This is a genomic window from uncultured Salinibacterium sp. (assembly GCF_963974405.1).
Taxonomy (GTDB): Bacteria; Actinomycetota; Actinomycetes; order Actinomycetales; family Microbacteriaceae; genus Rhodoglobus.
In genome coordinates this window covers 24,065-45,135 of record NZ_CAXBBH010000004.1, presented here as the reverse complement: position 1 = coordinate 45,135, position 21,071 = coordinate 24,065, and the positions used below count along the sequence as shown (strand labels likewise).

Sequence of the window (21,071 nt, the reverse complement as noted above, 5' to 3'; positions counted from 1 at the left end):
GGGGGAGGACCGATGAAAGCACGCTCAACTCGCGCTCGAGTGTCGTTTGTCGTTCTCACTATTGCCGTCTTGACCGCCGTGTTCATGGTGCGCTTGGTCGACCTGCAAATTGTGCAGGCGGAAGCCTTGAACGCCGAGGCCGACACCAAACGCACCTTGACGAGAGTTACGCATGGCACCCGCGGAGACATCGTTGACACTCGCGGCGCGGTTCTTGCCGACAGCGTCGAACGGTTCGACATTGTGATTTCTCCCCGCGTTACGCTCTTGCGTAAGGACGCATCCGTTGTGGTGCTTGAAGATCTCAAAAAAATCACCGAAATTATCGGTGGAGATCCCAATCAGATGCTCACGATGATTCTTGAGAACCCAGAGTCTGACTTTGAGTACCTCGCGAAGAGCATCACGCTTGAGCAGTATCAAGCCGTCGATGATCTCGATATTTCTTGGCTCTACTACGAGCTCAACCCCGAGCGAACGTATCCCAACGGTGAAATCGCCGGGAACCTTGTGGGTTTTATTGGAACCGATGGACCGCAGGCTGGCGTAGAACTTACTGCCGACGAATGCCTTGCGGGCACTGACGTGGAAGCGAGTTACGCACGGGGTGAAGACGGCGTTGCTCTTCCCGGCAGCGCGGTGGAGACACTTTCTCCCGACGACGGCGGCACGATCGCTCTTTCAATCGACCGTGATCTGCAATTTTACGTGCAGCAGCGAATGGCGCAGACCGCTGAATCTCTTGGTGCCACGTGGGCAACCGGTGTCGTTATGCGCGTTAGTGACGCTCATCTACTCGCAGTAAGCGATTGGCCCACAGTCGACCCCAATAATGTGAACCTTGCAGATCGTGGTGCGCTTGGCTCCCGTGCGTTCAGCACTCCTTATGAGCCGGGCTCCACGGTTAAGGCGCTGACGGCAGCATCGCTCATCGATGCAGGTGTCGCTAATCAGCGCACACAGGTGGTTTCGCCCTACGCTCTCGAGCTCGCCAACGGCGGTGGAATCATTAGCGACTCCTTCTATCACGAAGACCAGCGCCTCACACTTGCCGGTGCACTCGTCGAGTCGTCTAACACCGCGATCGCGCAATATACCGATCTTTTGGATGCCGCTTCGCGTCACGACTACCTCGCGAAGTTCGGCCTCGGTCAAGCAACGGGCATAGGCTTCAACGGTGAATCGAGCGGAACACTCTACGACGCTGCAGACTGGGACGCGCGTACCAACTACGCGGTTCAGTTTGGACAGGGGCTCAGCACGACATCCATTCAGATGGCGAGTGCCTATCAGGCGCTGGGCAACGGGGGCGTGCGTTTGCCTCCCGTGCTCGTCGAGAGTTGCACACGGCCCGATGGCACGGTCACGGACATTCCGTCGACCGAGGGAACTCGCGTTATCTCCGAGGCGGCTGCAGAGCAGACTTTGCAGATGATGGAGATGGTCTACAGCTCGAGCGGTTCGGCTCCCAACCTTGCAATCCCCGGGTACCGGGTTGCTGTCAAGAGCGGTACTGCTCAAGTAGCAGAGAATGGTTCCTACGGCGGAAACGTTGTTATTTCCTACGCTGGCCTCGCCCCTGCAGATGACCCTGAGTACATTGTGATCGCAACGGCGGGCATCCCAGATAGCATATATTCCGGCGCCATTGCCTCGACATTCCGCGACATCATGGCCCAAACGCTCACCACTTACCGCGTGACACCGTCAAGCACCTCGGGCCCCGATTTGCCGTTACGTTGGTGAGTTCCCCGCGTACATCAACCCTGGAGCACATGACGTGATCGAACTGAGTCTTGCCGAAATTGCCACCGCCATGGGCGGGCAGTTGAGTGACGGCAGTGATAGCCAGCGGCGACTCTCGGCGAGCAGCGTGCAGACGGATTCGCGCCTTAACACCCCGGGATCAATTTTTTTCGCCCTCCGCGGAGAAACGACCGACGGGCATTTGTTCGCAGCGAAAGCCCTCGAAAACGGCGCGGCACTTGTGATTGCCGAGCGCCCGCTTGACCTCGACGTTACTCAAATTATTGTGCACGACGGCGTTGCCGCTCTTCAGGCACTCGCTCGCTTCGTGGTTGCTGCGGTAAGAGGCAAGGGTGAGCTCAAAGTCGTCGCCGTTACGGGCTCCAACGGCAAGACGACGACGAAGAACATGCTTCGCTCGATCTTGCAGAGTGTGGGAGAAACGGTCGCGCCGCAGGGGTCTTTCAACAACGATGTTGGTGCTCCCATCACAATGTTGCAGGTCTCTGATGCCACTAAATTCTTGGTAGTTGAGATGGGTGCAGACGGCATTGGAGACATCGCCCGCTTGCAATCTGTCGTGATGCCCGACGTGGGGATCGTGCTCATGGTTGGGCTGGCGCATATTGGAAAGTTCGGGGATGCCGCAGCAACGGCCAGAGCGAAGTCCGAAATGGTCTCTAGCCTGCCTTCGACCGCGACTGCCGTATTGAATAGCGACGACGGTCGCGTCAAAGTTATGGCGCAGCAGACGGAGGCGAAAGTGGCCTTCTTCGGTCTCGACTCGACCGCCCATGTCTGGGCCGATGACATCCAAGCCACAGCAAAGGGCACCTCGTTCGATCTTCATATCGGCGATGCGGTGATTCCCGTTCAATTGCGCATTTTGGGCGAACATCACGTCACGAACGCTCTCGCGGCCATCACGGCAGCGCGAGCACTCGGCATCTCGCCTAGTACTTCGGTTGCTGCGCTTGAGTCGATCGAGCGCGCTGAACGGTGGCGAATGGAACTCTTAGAAGCTCCCGGCGGGATCACAGTGATCAACGATGCTTATAACGCGAGTCCCGATTCAATGGCGGCCGCGCTTAAGACACTCGTGCAGGTAGTCGGACCGCAGAATCGCTCAGTTGCTGTGCTCGGTGAGATCGCTGAACTCGGCGATTATGCAAACGAGGAGCACGACAGAATTGGCCGCCTTATTGTGCGGCTGAATGTTCAGAAGTTGATCGTCGTGGGTCACGCGGCTCGCCACATCCATAATGCTGCAGGACTCGAAGGTTCCTGGGATGGAGAGTCGGTCCTCGTCGATAGCGTCGAAGAGGCATACGCTGTGCTGCGTGAAGAACTGCGAGAAGGCGATGTTGTGTTGGTGAAATCGTCGAACTCTGCTGGCCTGCGACACCTGGGTGACCGGATTGCCGGGGTGAACGCATGATCGCACTGCTTATCGCGGCCGCATTCTCTCTCGTCTTTACGCTGCTCCTGACCCCGCTCTTCATCAAGCTATTTGTCCGCCTGAAGTGGGGGCAGTTCATTCGCGACGATGGCCCCGAGAGCCACCACACCAAGCGCGGCACACCGACCATGGGCGGAATCGTATTCATCCTCGGATCGACCATCGGTTATTTCGTCGGCCACTGGGTTGCCGGCGAACCGGTGACTCTGTCGGGTCTCCTCGTGATCTACCTCATGGTTGGTCTCGGTCTGATCGGATTCATTGATGATTTCATGAAGACGCGCAAACAGCGCAGTCTCGGCCTCGGTGGCTGGTCGAAGATTGCTGGTCAGGTCATCATTGCTGCGGGCTTTGCAGCTCTCGCACTCAATTTTCCTGATCCTGGTGGATTGACGCCCGCATCATCAATGATCTCGGGTATTCGCGATATTTCTTGGCTTGATCTGGCGACTTTCGGTGTCGTCGCAGGTGCTATTTTGTTCGCCATCTGGGTGACTCTGATTATCGTGAGCACCTCAAACGGAGTGAACGTCGCGGATGGCCTTGATGGTCTCGCTACAGGATCCGCTATCTTCGCTATTTCGTCGTACATCGTGATCGGTTTTTGGCAGAACAATCAATCCTGCAGCAACCCGAGCATCGACCGTGAAGTGCTGTACAAGTGCTACGAAGTGCGTGACCCACTGGACCTCGCCATCATCGCGGCTGCAATCGCGGGCGCCTTGATTGGCTTCCTCTGGTGGAACACATCCCCCGCACAAGTTTTCATGGGTGACACTGGTTCGCTCGGCCTCGGTGGTGCTCTTGCTGCTCTAGCGATTATGAGCCGCACCGAACTCCTGCTTGTCCTCATCGGCGGCCTGTTCCTCATCGTTACCGGCTCGGTGATCCTTCAACGGGCGTACTTCAAAATCACCGGCGGTAAACGCATCTTCCTCATGAGCCCGCTGCACCATCATTTTGAACTCAAAGGATGGGCGGAAGTCACGGTTGTGGTGCGCTTCTGGCTCATCGCAGCACTCTTCGTGGCGGCTGGAGTCGGAACCTTCTATCTCGAATGGATTAACCAGTAGCTGTGCGTGATCTCACTTCATTCACCAGTTGGAACGCGGCATGGAGCGAGCTCCGCATCGCGGTTCTCGGACTCGGCGCGACTGGATTCTCCGCGGCCGACACTCTTTCAGAATTGAAGACTGACGTGCTTGTGATCGCGGATTCCGCATCCGCCAACCGCGTCGAGATGGCTCAGGTTATTGGAGCCACACTTGCGCTAGGCGGTGTGCCAGAAAGCCAAGTTTCGGCACTGCAGGAGCACGAGCCAGATGTCGTGATTGTTTCTCCGGGATACCCACTCGATCACCCGCTCGTGGAGTGGTGCCGCGCGAACAGCGTCGCGATGTGGACGGAGATCGAACTCGCTTGGAGACTGCACGATAAGACAGGCACGCCTGCCGAATGGATCGCGATCACGGGCACCAACGGCAAGACGACAACGGCGCAATTGACGGCGCACATTCTGAGCACGGCGGGCTACCGTGCGGGCGCTGTGGGCAACATCGGGATCCCCGTTCTCGATGCGATCAGATACCCCGATGGCTTTGATTTTCTCGTTGTGGAACTCTCGAGCTTCCAGCTGCACGGTATGCCGCGCGATGGCGCCGGCGCGATCTCACCGCTGGCAAGCGTGTGCCTCAATTTCGCCGATGATCATCTGGACTGGCACGGCTCGCGAGACGCGTACGCACAAGCAAAAGGTACGGTCTACGCCAATACGAAAATCGCCGCCGTGTACAACAGGGCAGTCTCCGAGACTCAAACGATGGTCGAAGAGGCCGACGTGATCGAGGGATGTCGAGCAATTGGCTTTGGGCTTGATACGCCGGGTCCCAGCGATTTTGGCATCGTGAGTGACATTCTCGCGGACCGTGCGTTCGGAGAAGATCGCCATAACTCGGCGCTCGAACTCTTTACGCTCGACGAACTGCAGCAGCGCAACTTTGCCGCACCGCACATGGTCGCCAATATCTTGGCAGCGAGTGCGCTCGTGCGGGCGGCAGGAGTCACCGTAGAAGCACTTCGCGCAGGAGTCGCGAGTTTCGAAATTGATGCCCACCGCAATCAGGTCGTCATCGTGAGTGGGGGAGTGCGCTGGATCAATGATTCGAAGGCAACTAACTCCCACGCTGCGAGCGCTTCGCTTTCTGCCGCCGATCCCGTGGTCTGGATACTTGGCGGACTCTTGAAAGGTGTCGATGTCGCACCTCTTGTTGAGAAGCACGCGGACAGGCTCAAGGCTGCCATCGTTATTGGTAGCGAGAGGCTGGCAATTCGGGCCGCATTCGAGCGACACGCGCCCCAGATTCCAGTCTTCGAGGTTGACGCGGCTGACACTGAGCACGTGATGCCGCGCGCTGTTGAGATAGCTCATGGGATCGCTGCAGATGGTGACACAGTCTTATTGGCGCCGGCAGCGGCATCCATGGATCAGTTCAGTAGTTATTCGGATCGTGGAGACAAGTTCGCAGCTGCAGTGTTGGAACGGGTAGGAGAAAACGACGATGGCGCCTCCTCAGCGACCACAGCGGCCGACTAACTCCGCACCGCAGCCTCGCCCTCACCCTGCCGCACCCCCGGTTTCATCGAAGCCGGTTGCTGCGCGGGTTCCCGTGAAGAAGATCTTCTCGGCCCAGTCGAGCGACTTCTTCTTGCTACTTGGCACAACTCTCTTTTTGGTCATTTTTGGACTTGTGATGGTGCTCTCATCATCGTCGGTGGAGTCTTATGCGGCCGACAAGGGGTTCTTCGGTAGTTTTCTGCGGCAGACCGCATTCGCCCTCATCGGCATTCCCCTCATGCTCCTTGCGTCTCGCGCGCCTGTGCGATTCTGGAAGCGCTGGGCGCTTCCGGGGCTGATTCTGGGTGGCGTCCTTCAGCTCCTTGTATTCGTTCCGGGAATTGGTTGGGGTTACGGCGGAAACCAGAACTGGATTCAGATCGGATCTTTCAGCGCGCAGCCATCGGAGTTCGTCAAAGTCGCTGTGATCGTGTGGGTCGCGTGGGTTCTCTCAACTAAGCAAGATCAACTCGCGGACTGGAAACAGGTACTTCTTCCGGTGGGACCGGTCGCCGGTGCTGCGATTGGCTTCGTGCTCATCGGAAACGACTTGGGCACAGCATCCATCATGCTGCTCATCGTTTTTGCGTGCCTTTTCTTTGCCGGCGTTCGTTTGCGATTCCTGAGCGTTGGTGTGATCGCGGTTGCGCTCGGCGCGATTATGTTTGCGAGCACGAGCAGTTCGCGAAGTTCGCGCATCGGAGTGTGGCTTAACGGATGCACAGCGCTCGACTATCAAGATTCATGCTGGCAGATCGAGCATGCCTATTGGGCCCTTGCGGGGGGCGGCCTCTTCGGGCGCGGGTTAGGTAACTCGGTCGCTAAGCGCGGATGGTTACCGCACGCGGATAGTGACTATGTTTTTGCGATCATCGGCGAGGAACTTGGTTTGATCGGCGCCGTCGTTGTGCTGCTGCTCTTCGTGACGCTTGCCGTTGCGTTTGTTCGAATTATTCGTTCCACGAACGACAGTTTTGTGCGCATCACCACTGCGGGCGTCATGGTGTGGGTCGTCGGTCAGGCTTTCGTCAACATCGCTGTTGTTCTGGGAGTCCTTCCTGTTCTCGGCGTGCCATTGCCACTCATCTCTACTGGAGGCTCTGCGCTGATTGCGACTCTGCTTGCTATCGGCATCGTGCTGTCGTTCGCGCGGGCAGGAAAGTCAGGCTCATCGTTGCAGCGTGACTCGGCGGCTCCGGCGCGTTCGAAAGATTCCGCACACGCGAGCACCGCTGCAGCGCCTGTGGATCCTGTTCAGTCAGCTGCTGATCGTTCGCGCATGTTGGCCGCCAATCGAGCCCGAGGACGCCGATGACCACCTATCTATTGGCTGGCGGTGGCACTGCTGGCCACGTCAATCCACTTCTTGCCGTTGCCGAAAGAATCCGTCTGCGCGAACCTCAGGCTGAGGTCTTGGTCTTGGGAACCGAAGAGGGGCTTGAGGCTCGCCTTGTCCCCGAACGTGGCTTTGAACTGCTCACGATTGCGAAGTTGCCGTTTCCGCGTCGTCCTAACCGTGCGGCGCTGGATTTCCCCAAGCGTCTCCGTTCGACGATCGATGAAGTCGTTTCGATCATCACGGAGCGCGGTGTCGATGTGGTCGTTGGGTTCGGCGGCTACGTTGCAGCGCCTGCCTATTTAGGAGCTCGGAAGGCAGGAATTCCGCTCGTCATCCATGAAGCAAATAGCCGTCCGGGAATTGCCAACAGGCTCGGATCGTTCTTCACTTCTTTCGTCGGGACAGCGTTCGATCGAACGCCGATCCGTGGTGGTATTGTCGTCGGTATGCCGTTGCGCGCTGAGATCGAAACCCTCGATCGTTTTGCGGCCCGTGCAGAAGCAGACCCGTTCTTCGGACTTGACCCGGCGAAGCCGACGCTGCTTGTGACGGGCGGATCCTCGGGTGCGAAGCGCATCAATGACACCATTTCAGCATCGATCACGCGCATTCTTGGCGCTGGTTGGCAGGTGCTTCACATCACGGGCGAGTATCGCGATGCCGTCGACGATCCGCAACTGTCCGGCTACGTCGTGGTGAAGTATTGCGACCGTATGGAGCTTGCCCTGGCGGCTGCGGATCTCGCTATTGCTCGTGCCGGTACATCGACCGTCGCTGAACTCACTGGACTCGGAATCCCCGCTATCTATGTTCCCTACCCGGTGGGTAATGGCGAGCAGAAGTACAACGCGCGTACCGCTGTCGACGCGGGGGCCGCGGTTCTTGTTGCTGATGCTCAGTTTGTTCCGCAGTGGGTGAACTCCGAGCTTGTCCCGATGCTGCGCAAACGAGCGCTCATCGCCGATATGGCGGCTCAGGCTTCCACGGTGGGTTCGCTCGATGGAACGGACCGGATGCTCGAGCTCGTCGATGCGGCCCTCGGTCGCGATCTACCATTGACATCATGATCTTCCCCGACTTGTCTATGCCGCTGCCAGGACCCTTGCGCTCGGCGCATTTTGTCGGAGTTGGTGGCTCAGGAATGAGCGGCATTGCTCGTATGTTTCTGGATGCTGGAATCACCGTTACGGGATCGGACCGCGCCGCGAACGCCAACGTTGAGTCTCTGCGCTCCGCAGGCGCGACTATCGCGATCGGTCATGATGCGGCGAATCTCGGCGAGGCTGAGGCACTCGTCTACACGGGTGCACTCTGGCCCGATAACCCTGAGTACGCTGCGGCGGTCGAGCGTGGAATTCCTGTGCTTCATCGTTCGCAAGCACTCGCTTGGCTCGTCGGTAGCGATCGCCTGATTGCAGTCGCTGGTGCACACGGCAAGACGACATCTACCGGAATGATTATTACGGCTTTGCGCGAACTGGGTGCGTCTCCCAGTTTTGTTAACGGTGGCATCATCCAAGGCTTGGATACCAGTTCAGGGTCGGGCACAGATGACCTTTTCGTCGTGGAAGCCGATGAGTCGGACGGATCGTTCCTGCTGTACTCAACCGCTATTGCGCTCATCACAAACGTCGATGCCGATCACCTTGATCACTACGGCTCACACGAAGCATTCGATGACGCATTTGTCGAGTTCGCATCGAAAGCCACGGAAGCGGTTGTCGTCTCGAGCGATGATGCTGGAGCGGTGCGGGTTACCAAGCGCCTCGCGCACCACAATGTGGTGACCTTTGGAGAGGCAGCGGATGCCACGGTGCGGATCCACTCCATCACATCGCTCGGACCCGTTGCCTTCACGATCGTCGTCGATGGACGTGAAGAGCGCGTTCAGCTCTCCGTTCCAGGACGTCACAATGCCATCAACGCGACTGGCGCTATCGCAGTGCTTGTGGGGCTTGGCCATGAACTTTCAGCGGCGATCGACGCTGTTTCTACATTTGCGGGCACCCAGCGTCGCTTCGAACTCCACGCAGTGGTCGACGGGGTCAGCGTTTATGACGACTACGCTCACCACCCGACTGAGGTCGAAGCGGCTTTAAGCGGAGCCCGCAGTGTTGTCGGTAGTGGTCGGTTGATTGCAGTGCACCAGCCGCACTTGTTTAGTCGCACTCGTGACATGGCCTCGGAGTTTGCCGAGGTATACGAACGTCTCGCTGACCATACTGTTGTGCTCGATGTCTTTGGCGCCCGAGAAGACCCAATCCCCGGCGTCACGGGGGAACTTGTGTCGTCGCGCTTTGTCGATTCTTCACGCGTAGACTTTCAGCCCGATTGGGAACGTGCTGCTGAGCGTGTGGCTGACATCGCTCGCGAGGGCGATATCGTGATGACCTTGAGCTGTGGAGATGTCTACCGGATCATCCCGCAACTCGTCGCCGCAATCGATCGTCGTGCTGACGCAGCTCGCGCATTAGGTGCAGATCAGGTGCCGAGTGAAGAGGCCTGAAGGATTCGATAAAGCGGCGCAGCAGCCGGAACCAGCGCCGTCAAAGCCGCGCCGTAGGCGCAACACGAGTGCTACCGCATCGAACGCGCCACAGTTTTCTCGTGCCGCGAAACCCGGTTCGTCATCTGTAGCCGGTCGGCGCGCGAAGCCTGACTCACGCGAGCGTAACGGTGCTCCTGCTCCCGAGAGCGCGCAACGATCTTTGCCGGTACGTAGGAATTTTCGTATCAGTCGAAACGAGCCGACCCCCGACGTCGTAGCAAAACGACAATTGCGACGTGCGGCTCGTGACCGTAGACGTGCGGAAAAGGCGGAGTTGAGACGCTTCACACGTCGAGCACGCGCACGCAAGTATGCAGTTCTTTCAGTCTCGGGTCTTGTTGCAGTCCTCGTGGGCCTCATTGCCGTGGCGGTTTTTTCTCCTATCTTGGCGCTTCGTACCGTCGTAGTTGACGGCACGAGTCGTATCGATCCCGCGGAGATTCAGGCGGCTGTCGAGACGCAGCAGGGCACTCCGCTCGCGCTGCTCAACTTCGAGAGCATCAACAAAGAGTTGTCTGTTTTCCCTTTGATCCGCAGCTACGTCACAGAGATTGTGCCGCCGGACACTCTTCTTGTTCACATCGTTGAACGGGAGCCGATCGGCTCCGTCAAGATCGATGGAGTATTTAGGCTTGTCGACCCGGCTGGCATCACTATCCAAGAGTCTGCCGAGCGGATTGCAGGCGTACCGCTGATTAGCATCGGAGAAGCGGATGCTTCGAGTCCCGCTTTCGCGGCGGTTACGGAGGTATTGCTCTCACTGCCGGCCGACCTGCGGGCCCGGGTCGAGAGCGTGTCGGCTACGACAAAAGACGACGTGTCGTTTGTGCTTTCGGGAGTTGGCCAAGGCGTGGTGTGGGGCAGTGCGAGTGATTCCGCTCGGAAAGCGGCTCTGCTCGAAGCGCTCATAGCTCAACGAGATCCCAGTGAGGCCGGCGAGTTCGACGTGTCAGCGCCGAGTAACGGGATCTTCCGTCCGAACTAAGCGGCGCCTGACCCCAGCAGTGAGCGTAAAGACCTCGATTTGGCTGAACACTTTCCGACACGCGGCTTACGGTGCGTCAGCACAGGGCGGTGTCCGCATACTCTCAACAAAAGAAATACATACTGAGCATAACTTTAAACCTCAAGTCGAGGTTGATAGTTTCCAGTGGAGGCCGAAAGTGACATCAAACCAGAACTACCTCGCAGTCATCAAGGTAGTCGGCATCGGTGGCGGTGGCGTGAACGCCGTCAACCGAATGATCGAGCTCGGCCTGCGAGGCGTCGAGTTTATTGCGATCAACACCGACGCCCAGGCGCTGCTCATGAGCGACGCCGACGTCAAGCTAGACGTCGGTCGCGAACTCACAAGAGGACTTGGAGCGGGTGCTGATCCTGAGGTTGGCCGACGTGCCGCTGAGGATCACGCCGAAGAAATCGAGGAAGCTCTTGCCGGCGCCGATATGGTCTTCGTTACCGCCGGAGAGGGCGGCGGAACCGGTACCGGTGGCGCCCCCGTGGTCGCGCGCATCGCCAAGTCGATTGGCGCGCTTACGATCGGTGTTGTCACGAAGCCTTTCGGGTTCGAGGGCAAGCGCCGTTCTTCGCAGGCGGAAATTGGTGTTGAGACCCTCAAGAACGAGGTCGACACCCTCATCGTCGTTCCTAATGATCGCCTCCTCGAGATAAGCGACCGAGGCATCAGCATGCTTGAGGCTTTCTCGACCGCTGACCAGGTTCTGCTCGCCGGAGTTCAGGGCATTACAGACCTCATCACAACCCCCGGTCTGATCAACCTCGACTTCGCCGACGTCAAGTCGGTCATGCAGGGTGCCGGTTCTGCACTGATGGGTATTGGCTCATCACGCGGGGCCGACCGGGCCATAAAAGCGGCTGAGTTGGCTGTTGCCTCCCCGTTGCTCGAAGCCAGCATCGACGGAGCGCACGGTGTGTTGCTCTCGATTCAGGGTGGATCCAATCTGGGCATCTTCGAAATCAACGATGCCGCACGTCTCGTTCAAGAAGCCGTTCATCGCGAAGCCAACATCATTTTTGGTGCCGTTATCGACGACACTCTTGGTGATGAAGTGCGTGTGACCGTTATCGCTGCAGGTTTCGATGGGGGAGAGCCCTCGGCTAAGCCTGTTGAAGGGCGTCGTACGAACTACGTTGTTCCTGAGCCTCCGGCCGAGCACATCGCGGCGGATGACTCCGCATCGACGAAAGCCGCCGACTGGAAGTCGCAGCCGAGCGCGGTGCCGGCTACGCCGATCGATCGCAGCTTTGACGATGACGACGAGAACGACAACGATCTCGACGTTCCTGATTTTCTGAAGTAGCCACGATGGTCGACCTGACTCCGTTAGGCGAACGACTCGCAGCGGTCGACGACAGAATCGCGGATGCAGCACGTGCGGCATCCCGTGATCTGTCGTCTATCACGCGTATCGTCATCACAAAGTTCCACCCGGCAAGTCTCGTGCGTGAACTTTACGCACTAGGCGTTCGCGACGTCGGCGAGAATCGTCATCAGGAAGCGCAGGCGAAGGCTGCAGAGCTCGCGGATCTCGATCTGCGTTGGAATTTCGTCGGTCAGCTTCAAAGTAAGAAGGCCCGCCAGGCGCGTTCGTATTGTCAATCAGTACATTCTGTTGATCGCGATTCGCTCATCACAGCGCTCTCGAGCGAGGACGAAGTGAATGCAATTGATGCCTTCGTGCAGGTCAACCTCACTGACGATCACGGTCGCGGCGGAGTAATCGCCGCTGACCTTGAGGCGTTCGCGGATCGAGTTGCCGGGGCTCCGGGGCTTCGGCTACGGGGCATCATGGGAGTCGCTCCCTTGGACGAAGACCCGCGACCTGCATTCGCCACGCTGCGAGCTCTTTCCGAGCGCGTGCAGCAGCAGCATCCTGATGCCGCTGCTCTGTCGATGGGAATGTCGGGCGACTTTGTCGAAGCTATCGCTGAAGGCGCGACACACCTTCGGATTGGTACGGCAATCACGGGAATTCGACCCGACCATGGTTAATCTCGAAGCAGAAGCTTCACCATTCGGAGGATTATCATGGCTAACCCACTGCGCAAGACAATGGTCTACCTCGGCCTCGCCGACGAGGACTACGAGTACGAGCAGGGACCAGCCGCGCCGGTTGCCCCTGTTGCAGCAGCGCCGGCTCACACGAGCGCTAACCGCGCGCCGGTTACCCCGTTGCGTCGCGCTGCACCCAGCACTGCGGAGGCAGAGATGAACGAGATTTTGACGGTGCACCCGCGCCAGTACAAGGATGCTCAGCTCATCGCTGAGAACTTCCGTGAAGGCATTCCGGTCATCATTAACCTGTCCCAAATGAGCGAGCCGGATGCACGTCGCCTCGTTGACTTCGCCAGCGGACTCTCTCAGGGGCTCTACGGCAAGATCGAGCGAGTGACGAGCAAGGTCTTCCTTCTCTCGCCAGCCCATGTTGCAGTGAGCGGTGAGCAGGCTGAAGTTGAGTCCGACGTCGACGCTTCGTTCTTCGCTCAGTAGCCTCTGGGCGGCGGTACCCATTTCGACCGGTAACCTAGAGGGGTGAATCCGGTTTCTATTGTTGCCACGGTGGCTATTTATGTCATCAATATTTTCATGTTCGCGATGTGGGCTCGATTCATTCTCGATCTTGTCGTGGTTTTTGCGCGTGGATGGCGCCCTAGCGGCGTCGGACTCGTACTATCGGAGTTCGTTTTCACGATCACTGATCCTCCGATCAAGGCCGTCCGTAGGGTCGTACCGGTGGTTCGAATTGGCAATGGCGCACTTGACTTGTCGTGGATGCTTGTGATGCTCGCGTGCATAATTCTCACCTCGATATTGCGAGGCTTTTAGAACTAGCGTCGGCGGATGTACTCTTGTCGAATAGCATGCGGCAACTAGTCAGGTTTCGTCAGTACGATGTGACGCGAACGTTGAACGTTATGTATACGTTGAAAGAAAGTTTTAGAGGTGGCGGCAATGGCTTTGACTCCAGAAGACGTGGTCAACAAGCGGTTTGAATCGACAAAATTCCGTGAGGGATACGACCAGGATGACGTCGATGATTTTCTCGACGAGGTCGTCGTTGAGTTGCGCCGGCTTAATCAAGAAAATGACGAGCTTCGTCAGCGTGTGAGCGCCGCTGAGGCCCGTACGGCTGAACTTCAGCAGTCCGCAGGCAGTGCAGTCGCTTCGGCTCCTGCTCCCACAGCGATTGCTTCGACGGGTCCTGCGGCAATCGAGAGCTCTCCCGCTCCCGCTGCTGCCGCTCCTGAGCCAACATCGTCCGCACTTGACGACGCGAGCAGCACCAACAATCTGCTTCAGCTTGCGCGTCGACTTCACGAAGAGCACGTTCGCGAGGGTGTCCAGAAGCGCGACGCACTTATCGCGGAGGGTCAAGCATCCGCCGCCCAGATTCTCGCCGAAAGTCAGGCATCAGCTGCCGATATTCTCGCTGAGAGCAAGTCAACTGCCGCCGACATTGCAGCTCAGACCGAAGCGAAGCAGCGCGAGCAACTTGGCGCCCTTGAGCAGGAGCGCGAAGCCCTCGAAAGTCGAGTTGAGTCGCTGCGCAGCTTCGAGCGTGAATACCGCGAGAAGCTCAAGAGCTACCTCGAAGACCAGCTGCACGAGCTTGACTCGTCAAGTCTCGTTTCTGCAGGAGCTCCGTCGAATGACAACTCTGCTCAGCAGGGACAGGCTCCTGTGTCTCAGCCTGCTGGTCATCTCACGCCAGAAGACTTCGCTGCGCCTCAGTCGGCACAGCAGCCACCGGCTAACTTCACTGGGTTCTCCGGAAACTAGTTTTTTGCAGTGGCCGTCAGCCGGTCGATGTGAGCTTTCGCTCCATCGCCGCTGGCGGCTTTTGCTGTGTTCGCGCTCTCGAGGCGCTGCCAGTCGACTATCTCATCCCGCATCACTCGACGTTCGTATCAAGGAGCACCAGTGGAAACTCGAAGCTTGCCGGTACCGGAGGGGCTCGCGGGACAAAGAGTCGACGCCGCCCTTGCCAAGCTGTTGGGCTTCTCGCGCACTTTTGCAGCTGAGGTGGCGGAGAGCGGCGGAGTATCTGTTGACGGCGCTGTTGTAGGAAAGTCCGATCGTCTCGCTGCGGGATCGTGGATCGAGGTCTCGTGGGTGTCAAAGACGGAGCCACAGATTGTTCCTGTTGTTCTTGACACTTTGGGAATAATCTACGACGACGAGCACATTGTCGTGATCGATAAGCCCGCGGGTGTTGCAGCCCATCCTTCCATCGGCTGGGATGGCGCAACAGTTCTCGGAGCTCTTGCAGGCGCTGGCTACCGAATCTCTACTTCCGGCGCTGCTGAGCGAGCGGGAATCGTTCACCGATTGGATGCTGGCACAAGCGGACTCATGGTTGTCGCGAAGTCCGAACTTGCGTACTCCGAGTTAAAGCGGGCGTTCCACGATCGCGAAGTTAATAAGATCTATCACTCCATCGTGCAGGGACATCCGGATCCGCTCGCGGGCACCATTGATGCACCGATTGGTCGCCATCCAGGATCGAGTTGGAAATTTGCTGTCGTTGCCGGCGGTAAAGACTCGATCACCCACTACGAGACTCTCGAAGCTTTCCCCTCTGCTGCTCTCGTTGAGGTGCATCTCGAAACGGGTCGAACTCACCAGATTCGTGTTCACATGGCGGCTCAACGGCATCCGTGCGTTGGCGACACAATGTATGGCGCAGATCCCACTATCTCAGCTCGCTTGGGTCTCACGCGTCAGTGGTTGCATGCCCATAAGCTGGGTTTCGCGCACCCGGCTACGGGCGAACCGGTCACATTCGAGTCGCCATATCCGGCTGACCTTCAGGCTGCACTTGAGGTGCTTCGCGCCGACTAGGGCGCGTCAGTTAGAGTCCGTCTGTGGTGCTGGCTTAGGCTAGATTTCGAAAGAATTCGGAGTGTCTGTGGCTGCTAATAACGACTCGTTTGTGCATTTGCACGTTCACAGTGAGTATTCGATGCTCGATGGCGCTGCTCGCGTCGGACCGCTGTTGGATGCTGCTGTTGAGCAGGGTATGCCTGCCATCGCGATCACCGACCATGGCAACATGTTTGGCGCTTACGATTTCTGGAAGCAGGCGACGGCCAAGGGCATTAAGCCGATCATTGGCACAGAAGCTTATGTGACGCCAGGCACTAACCGCGGGGACAAGACCCGTGTGCGGTGGGGGCGAAGCGATCAAGCCCGCGATGACGTGGGCGGCAGCGGTGCCTACACGCATATGACGCTGCTCTCCCAAAACAACGAGGGCATGCACAACCTCTTCAGGCTTTCGTCGAGAGCTTCGATTGAGGGTTTTTACTTCAAGCCGCGCATGGACCGCGAGCTGCTCAGCCAGTACTCCAAAGGCATCATCGCGACTACCGGTTGTGTCGGTGGCGAGGTTCAGACCAAGCTTCGGCTTGGTCTTTATGACGAGGCGCGTCAAGCGGCATCCGAGTTCCAAGATATCTTCGGCAAAGAGAACTTCTTCGCCGAGGTAATGGACCATGGCATCGACATTGAACGTCGCACGATGCTCGACCTCATCAAGCTCGCGAAAGAGCTTGATATGCCGCTTCTGGCCACGAATGATCTTCACTACACGCACGCGCACGATGCCACTGCGCACGCTGCGCTGCTGTGTGTTCAGTCCGCCTCCACTCTCGATGACCCCAACCGCTTCAAGTTCGACTCGAACGAGTTCTACCTCAAGTCGGCGGCTGAAATGCGTTCGCTATTCCGCGAGCATCCAGAAGCCTGCAACAACACGCTCCTGATCGCTGAACGCTCCGAGATTAATTTCGAAGGCCGCGATCTGATGCCGCGATTCCCGGTTCCTGAGGGTGAGACAGAAGCTACCTGGTTCGAAAAAGAGGTAGCGCGTGGAATGAACAAGCGCTTCAACAATGCCCCGTCTGAAGCGCACTTGGCTCAGGCAAAGTACGAAGTCGACGTCATTCAGCAGATGGGTTTTCCCGGCTACTTCTTGGTGGTGGCTGACTTCATTCAGTGGGCTAAGTCGCAAGGCATTCGAGTGGGCCCAGGTCGTGGTTCCGCAGCTGGTTCTATGGCTTCTTACGCGGTCGGAATCACAGAGCTCGACCCGCTGGCGCACGGCCTCATTTTCGAGCGCTTCTTAAACCCTGAGCGTGTATCTATGCCCGACGTCGACGTCGACTTCGATGATCGTCGACGTGGCGAAGTAATTCGTTATGTCACCGACAAATACGGCGACGACCGTGTCGCTCAAATCGTCACCTATGGAACGATTAAAGCTAAGCAAGCGTTGAAAGACTCGGCGCGCGTACTGGGCATGCCTTACTCGGTGGGCGAAAAGCTCACCAAGGCAATGCCTCCCGCCATCATGGGTAAAGATATTTCGCTCGGTGATGTGCGAAACAAAGATGCTGCGCGGTATAAAGAAGCCGCTGACATCCGCGGAATTGTTGATACAGATCACGAGGCTGCGAAAGTTTTCGAGACGGCTGTGGGACTCGAAGGTCTCAAGCGTCAATGGGGTGTTCACGCTGCAGGTGTCGTTCTCTCCGCTGAACCATTGCTCGACGTCTTGCCGATTATGCGCCGTGAAGACGATGGCGCCATCATCACCCAGTTTGATCAGCCGCCGCTTGAAAGTCTCGGACTTATCAAGATGGACTTCTTGGGGCTTCGAAACCTCACGGTGATCGAAGACGCGCTCAAGATGATTGAAGCGAACACGGGGTCTCCGCTCATCATCGAAGATCTCGATCTGGATGCTGATCAGAAGACCTATGACTTGCTCGCGCGCGGCGATACTCTTGGCGTGTTCCAGCTCGATGGTGGACCAATGCGTGCGCTACTCAAGCAACTCAAACCCACTAACTTCGAAGACATCTCGGCCGTTATCGCGCTGTACCGCCCGGGTCCCATGGGAATGAACTCCCACACTAAGTACGCTCTTCGCAAGAACGGGCTCGAGGGCATCGACGCAATTCACGCCGAGCTCGAAGAACCCCTGCGAGAGATTCTTGGCACAACATTTGGTCTGATTGTTTACCAAGAGCAAGTGATGTCGGTTGCTCAGAAGGTTGCTGGCTTCACTCTTGGTCAAGCAGACGTTCTTCGTCGTGCCATGGGTAAGAAGAAGAAGGAAGAGCTCGACAAGCAGTTCATCGGTTTTGAAACCGGAATGCTCGACAACGGGTACAGCAAAGAAGCGGTTAAGGTGCTGTGGGAAACCCTCATGCCCTTCGCTGACTACGCCTTCAATAAGGCGCACAGCGCTGGTTACGGTGTCCTGAGTTACTGGACCGCCTACCTCAAGGCCAATTACCCGGCCGAGTATATGGCGGCATTGTTGACCAGTGTTGGTGATTCCAAAGACAAACTCGGAATGTACTTGAGTGAGTGCCGTCGAATGGGCATCAAGGTGCTGGCACCAGATGTTAATGAGTCGACCGTGAACTTCACTGCTGTCGCTGGCGATATCCGTTTCGGCCTCGGGGCTGTGCGTAACGTTGGTGCGTCCGTTGTGGAGCAGATCGGTCGGGCGCGCACCGACAAGGGGCGTTTTGAGTCTTTTCACGATTTCTTGCGAAAGGTGTCGATTCAGGTCGCTAACAAACGGACTGTCGAATCGTTGATCAAGTCTGGTGCTTTTGATTCTCTGGGTGCCACGCGTCGCGGCCTGTTAGAGATACATGAGGGTGCGTGCGACTCGGCCGTGAGCCTCAAACGCAACGAAGCTAACGGTCAGATCGACCTCTTCGGCGGAATCTTCGATTTTGATGAAGATGATGATGGCGTTCCTGATCGGCCTGAATGGTCGAAGCGCGACAAGCTCGCTTTCGAGCGCGAGATGCTAGGGCTCTATGTCTCTGACCATCCGCTCTCGGGCCTCGAGCTTCAGCTCGCTAAGCATCAAGACTTCACGATCACCGAAGTTCTTTCGGGAGACGCCGTGGCTGACGGTGAGCATGTGTCGATCGCGGGGCTTGTGACGAGCGTGCAGCATCGTGTTGCCCGCAATAGCGGTAACCAGTACGGAATCGTGACTGTTGAAGACTTTGCCGGCGAAATTGACGTGATGTTCCTCGGCAAGACGTACCAGGAGTTTGCTCCGGGGCTCGTGAACGATTCCATCGTCGTGGTTCGAGGTCGCGCGAGTGCCCGCGATGACGGGATGAACCTTCACGCTGTGAGCATGTTCTCACCCGATCTCGGGCCTAGCTTAGGTTCTGGACCGATCGTGCTGACGGTCAAGGAGCAGCGGGCTACGACCGACGTTGTATCGGGGCTCGGCGAAGTACTGATCCGGCACTCGGGCGACGTCGAGGTGCGGTTGCGTCTCGTTCGTGGTGATGTCGCACGAGTCTTCGAGCTTCCTTATCGGGTAAAGGTCTCTGCCGATTTATACGGCGAAGTTAAGTCGCTGCTCGGTCCTGGATCCCTCGGCTAGTGAGCAGATGCGGCGTCTTCACTGAGCGCTGCAGGGCGCATGTAGGTGCGTTCGTGGTAGAGCAGCGCTTCATCTTCTTCGCCCAGTAGACCATGGTCGATTTCTACGACAACGACCGCGTTGTTATGCACCGGATGCACATCCACAATGTGCCCGATCATGACAGCGGTCGCTCCCTCAAGCAGTGGAAGCCCGTTTTCGCTCGCTTTCCAGTGATCACCGACAAATCGAAGGTCGTGATCCGCTGCCATGGTCTCGGCGAGGTGGCGACTACGCGGGCCGAGCATGTGGATCGCGACCTGGTTGCCCACTGTTATCGCGGGCCACGAGCTTGAGACCTGTGCCATGTTGAACGTGGCGAGGGGCGGCACGGCCGCGAGCGAAGCTAGAGAGGTCGCTGTGAACCCGACTGGGCGCCCGTCGGGCGCGACCGAGGTGATCGCTGCGACGCCCGCTGCGTGCCGTCTGAAGGCGCCCTTGAAGGCGTCAATTCCGTCTGTTGCGTCTGAATTATCCATATGATCTCCTCAACCCTAATTGGCCACGGCGAATTCCGAGCAGAGAAAGAACTAGCATGGTCAAGCCATGTCGCTGAATACTATTGATCTCCGGTCCGTCGCTCTCAATCGAGCGGAATTGTCTCGTGTCATCCCGCGCGCGCAGACAGACGTGTCAGTCGCATCCGCTGCTGCGATAAAGCTCATTGACGATGTTCGAGAGCGCGGTGAGCAGGCTCTTCTCGACCAAGCCGAGCGTCTCGATGGCGTTCTCCCTGAGCGGGTTCGAATCCATGCGGATGAAATTACCCGAGCGACGCGTGGCCTTGAACCTGCCGTTCGGGAGTCCCTTGAACTGGCAATTGATCGTGTCCGCACCGCGAGCAAGGCGCAAGTACCGCAGCCGATGATGACCGAGCTGGGTGATGGCGCCGAGATTGTTCAGCGTTGGCAACCTGTCAACCGAGTCGGATTGTATGTTCCTGGTGGCAAAGCAGTGTATCCCTCCAGCGTGATCATGAATGTTGTTCCTGCGCAGGTTGCTGGTGTGTCATCGGTCGCTCTAGCGTCGCCGCCGCAACGCAATTTCGGGGGAGCGGTTCACCCCACAATCTTGGGCGCCGCAGGTCTCTTGGGCGTCGACGAGGTCTACGCGATGGGCGGAGCCGGTGCTATCGGTGCTTTCGCCTATGGAGTCCACGAGTTGGGGCTCGACCCGGTTGACATCATTACTGGGCCGGGCAATGTTTATGTTGCCGCCGCGAAGCGTGCGGTTCGTGGTGTGGTGGGCATCGATTCCGAGGCCGGCCCGACCGAGATACTGATCATCGCCGACGGTTCGGCCGATCCTCGACTCGTAGCCGCCGACCTACTGAGTCAAGCGGAGCATGACGAGCTCGCAGCTGCCGTGCTCGTCACCGACTCAGAAGAGCTTGCTGATGCTGTACGGTCACACCTCGCGGAGCAATTGGCCGAGACCGCGCACTCCGAGCGTGCAGCTATTGCACTCGATGGTCAACAATCCGCAATTGTGCTCGTGAACGACATGGCTGCTGCCGCTGCCTTGAGTAACGCTTACGGCCCCGAGCACCTCGAGATTCAGACGGAAGAGTCTGGGGCAGTGCTCGACATGATTGATAACGCGGGTGCGATATTTCTTGGCGACCAGTCGCCGGTGAGCTTGGGCGACTATCTCGCGGGATCGAATCACGTGCTGCCTACCGGCGGACAATCACGGTTCTCCTCGGGACTCGGTGCCTACACTTTCCTCCGGCCGCAGCAAATCATTCGCTACAGCCACGACGCTTTGCGCGAGCTGGAACCTCACATTGTCGCTTTGAGTTCAGCAGAAGATCTGCCCGCTCACGGCTCTGCTGTGAGTATGCGATTCAGCGACCGCTGACCGGGTACGCTTGACCC

Annotated in this window: 17 protein-coding genes; 16 read left to right on the top strand and 1 reads right to left on the bottom strand. The window is 57.9% G+C overall.

The window, feature by feature from the left end; all coding sequences use genetic code 11:
- Positions 1-12: 12 nt before the first annotated feature.
- From AACZ26_RS12555 to dnaE, 15 genes are all read left to right on the top strand, one after another.
- The gene (locus AACZ26_RS12555) at positions 13-1,746 is read left to right on the top strand and encodes a penicillin-binding protein 2 (protein WP_339622056.1); all 1,734 of its coding nucleotides are present in this window, start codon (positions 13-15) and stop codon (positions 1,744-1,746) included.
- 34 nt (positions 1,747-1,780) lie between these two features.
- Positions 1,781-3,184 (top strand): UDP-N-acetylmuramoyl-tripeptide--D-alanyl-D-alanine ligase, encoded by a 1,404-nt coding sequence (gene murF / locus AACZ26_RS12550; protein ID WP_339622054.1) that lies wholly within the window; start codon positions 1,781-1,783, stop codon positions 3,182-3,184.
- Positions 3,181-4,278, top strand: coding sequence for a phospho-N-acetylmuramoyl-pentapeptide-transferase (gene mraY / locus AACZ26_RS12545; RefSeq protein ID WP_339622052.1), 1,098 nt, complete (start codon positions 3,181-3,183; stop codon positions 4,276-4,278). The genes murF and mraY overlap by 4 nt, the downstream gene beginning before the upstream one ends.
- A gap of 2 nt (positions 4,279-4,280) precedes the next feature.
- Positions 4,281-5,798 (top strand): UDP-N-acetylmuramoyl-L-alanine--D-glutamate ligase, encoded by a 1,518-nt coding sequence (gene murD / locus AACZ26_RS12540; protein WP_339622050.1) that lies wholly within the window; start codon positions 4,281-4,283, stop codon positions 5,796-5,798.
- Positions 5,764-7,134, top strand: coding sequence for a putative lipid II flippase FtsW (gene ftsW / locus AACZ26_RS12535; RefSeq protein WP_339622046.1), 1,371 nt, complete (start codon positions 5,764-5,766; stop codon positions 7,132-7,134). Before murD ends, ftsW begins: the two co-directional genes overlap by 35 nt.
- The gene (locus tag AACZ26_RS12530; protein WP_339622044.1) at positions 7,131-8,225 is read left to right on the top strand and encodes a UDP-N-acetylglucosamine--N-acetylmuramyl-(pentapeptide) pyrophosphoryl-undecaprenol N-acetylglucosamine transferase; all 1,095 of its coding nucleotides are present in this window, start codon (positions 7,131-7,133) and stop codon (positions 8,223-8,225) included. The genes ftsW and AACZ26_RS12530 overlap by 4 nt, the downstream gene beginning before the upstream one ends.
- Positions 8,222-9,664, top strand: coding sequence for a UDP-N-acetylmuramate--L-alanine ligase (gene murC / locus AACZ26_RS12525; RefSeq protein WP_339622043.1), 1,443 nt, complete (start codon positions 8,222-8,224; stop codon positions 9,662-9,664). The genes AACZ26_RS12530 and murC overlap by 4 nt, the downstream gene beginning before the upstream one ends.
- A 316-nt stretch (positions 9,665-9,980) precedes the next feature.
- On the top strand, positions 9,981-10,691 hold the full coding sequence (locus AACZ26_RS12520) for an FtsQ-type POTRA domain-containing protein (protein ID WP_339622042.1): 711 nt from the start codon (positions 9,981-9,983) through the stop codon (positions 10,689-10,691).
- Positions 10,692-10,869: 178 nt separating this feature from the next.
- Positions 10,870-12,027: a cell division protein FtsZ gene (ftsZ, locus tag AACZ26_RS12515; RefSeq protein WP_339622041.1), complete on the top strand. Its 1,158-nt coding sequence runs from the start codon at positions 10,870-10,872 to the stop codon at positions 12,025-12,027.
- Between the two features lie 5 nt (positions 12,028-12,032).
- Complete coding sequence (locus AACZ26_RS12510; RefSeq protein ID WP_339622040.1) at positions 12,033-12,719, top strand: YggS family pyridoxal phosphate-dependent enzyme; 687 nt, start codon at positions 12,033-12,035, stop codon at positions 12,717-12,719.
- Positions 12,720-12,755: 36 nt separating this feature from the next.
- Positions 12,756-13,217 (top strand): cell division protein SepF, encoded by a 462-nt coding sequence (gene sepF / locus AACZ26_RS12505; RefSeq protein WP_339622038.1) that lies wholly within the window; start codon positions 12,756-12,758, stop codon positions 13,215-13,217.
- Between the two features lie 42 nt (positions 13,218-13,259).
- Positions 13,260-13,553, top strand: a complete 294-nt coding sequence (locus tag AACZ26_RS12500; RefSeq protein WP_339622036.1) for a YggT family protein — start codon at positions 13,260-13,262, stop codon at positions 13,551-13,553.
- A gap of 126 nt (positions 13,554-13,679) precedes the next feature.
- Positions 13,680-14,507, top strand: a complete 828-nt coding sequence (locus AACZ26_RS12495; RefSeq protein ID WP_339622035.1) for a DivIVA domain-containing protein — start codon at positions 13,680-13,682, stop codon at positions 14,505-14,507.
- Between the two features lie 141 nt (positions 14,508-14,648).
- Positions 14,649-15,569, top strand: coding sequence for an RluA family pseudouridine synthase (locus tag AACZ26_RS12490; protein WP_339622032.1), 921 nt, complete (start codon positions 14,649-14,651; stop codon positions 15,567-15,569).
- Positions 15,570-15,636: 67 nt separating this feature from the next.
- Positions 15,637-19,155 carry a DNA polymerase III subunit alpha gene (dnaE, locus tag AACZ26_RS12485; RefSeq protein ID WP_339622031.1) on the top strand — a complete coding sequence of 1,173 codons (3,519 nt, stop codon included), beginning with the start codon at positions 15,637-15,639 and terminating at the stop codon, positions 19,153-19,155.
- Here the strand turns inward: dnaE and AACZ26_RS12480 are convergent.
- Positions 19,152-19,673: a flavin reductase family protein gene (locus AACZ26_RS12480; RefSeq protein WP_339622029.1), complete on the bottom strand. Its 522-nt coding sequence runs from the start codon at positions 19,671-19,673 to the stop codon at positions 19,152-19,154. The two genes, dnaE and AACZ26_RS12480, sit on opposite strands and share 4 nt — an antisense overlap.
- Positions 19,674-19,740: 67 nt before the next feature.
- Between AACZ26_RS12480 and hisD the strand changes: the two genes are divergently transcribed.
- Positions 19,741-21,054 carry a histidinol dehydrogenase gene (hisD, locus tag AACZ26_RS12475; protein WP_339622027.1) on the top strand — a complete coding sequence of 438 codons (1,314 nt, stop codon included), beginning with the start codon at positions 19,741-19,743 and terminating at the stop codon, positions 21,052-21,054.
- Positions 21,055-21,071 lie beyond the last annotated feature (17 nt).

What these genes read in the sequence shown, in the direction of transcription:
- AACZ26_RS12555 (WP_339622056.1), top strand. Translation starts at nt 13, where the DNA reads ATGAAAGCACGCTCAACTCGCGCTCGAGTGTCGTTTGTCGTTCTCACT.
- mraY (WP_339622052.1), top strand. Translation starts at nt 3,181, where the DNA reads ATGATCGCACTGCTTATCGCGGCCGCATTCTCTCTCGTCTTTACGCTG.
- ftsW (WP_339622046.1), top strand. Translation starts at nt 5,764, where the DNA reads ATGGCGCCTCCTCAGCGACCACAGCGGCCGACTAACTCCGCACCGCAG.
- AACZ26_RS12530 (WP_339622044.1), top strand. Translation starts at nt 7,131, where the DNA reads ATGACCACCTATCTATTGGCTGGCGGTGGCACTGCTGGCCACGTCAAT.
- murC (WP_339622043.1), top strand. Translation starts at nt 8,222, where the DNA reads ATGATCTTCCCCGACTTGTCTATGCCGCTGCCAGGACCCTTGCGCTCG.
- AACZ26_RS12510 (WP_339622040.1), top strand. Translation starts at nt 12,033, where the DNA reads ATGGTCGACCTGACTCCGTTAGGCGAACGACTCGCAGCGGTCGACGAC.
- sepF (WP_339622038.1), top strand. Translation starts at nt 12,756, where the DNA reads ATGGCTAACCCACTGCGCAAGACAATGGTCTACCTCGGCCTCGCCGAC.
- AACZ26_RS12495 (WP_339622035.1), top strand. Translation starts at nt 13,680, where the DNA reads ATGGCTTTGACTCCAGAAGACGTGGTCAACAAGCGGTTTGAATCGACA.
- AACZ26_RS12480 (WP_339622029.1), bottom strand. Translation starts at nt 19,673, where the DNA reads ATGGATAATTCAGACGCAACAGACGGAATTGACGCCTTCAAGGGCGCC.
- hisD (WP_339622027.1), top strand. Translation starts at nt 19,741, where the DNA reads ATGTCGCTGAATACTATTGATCTCCGGTCCGTCGCTCTCAATCGAGCG.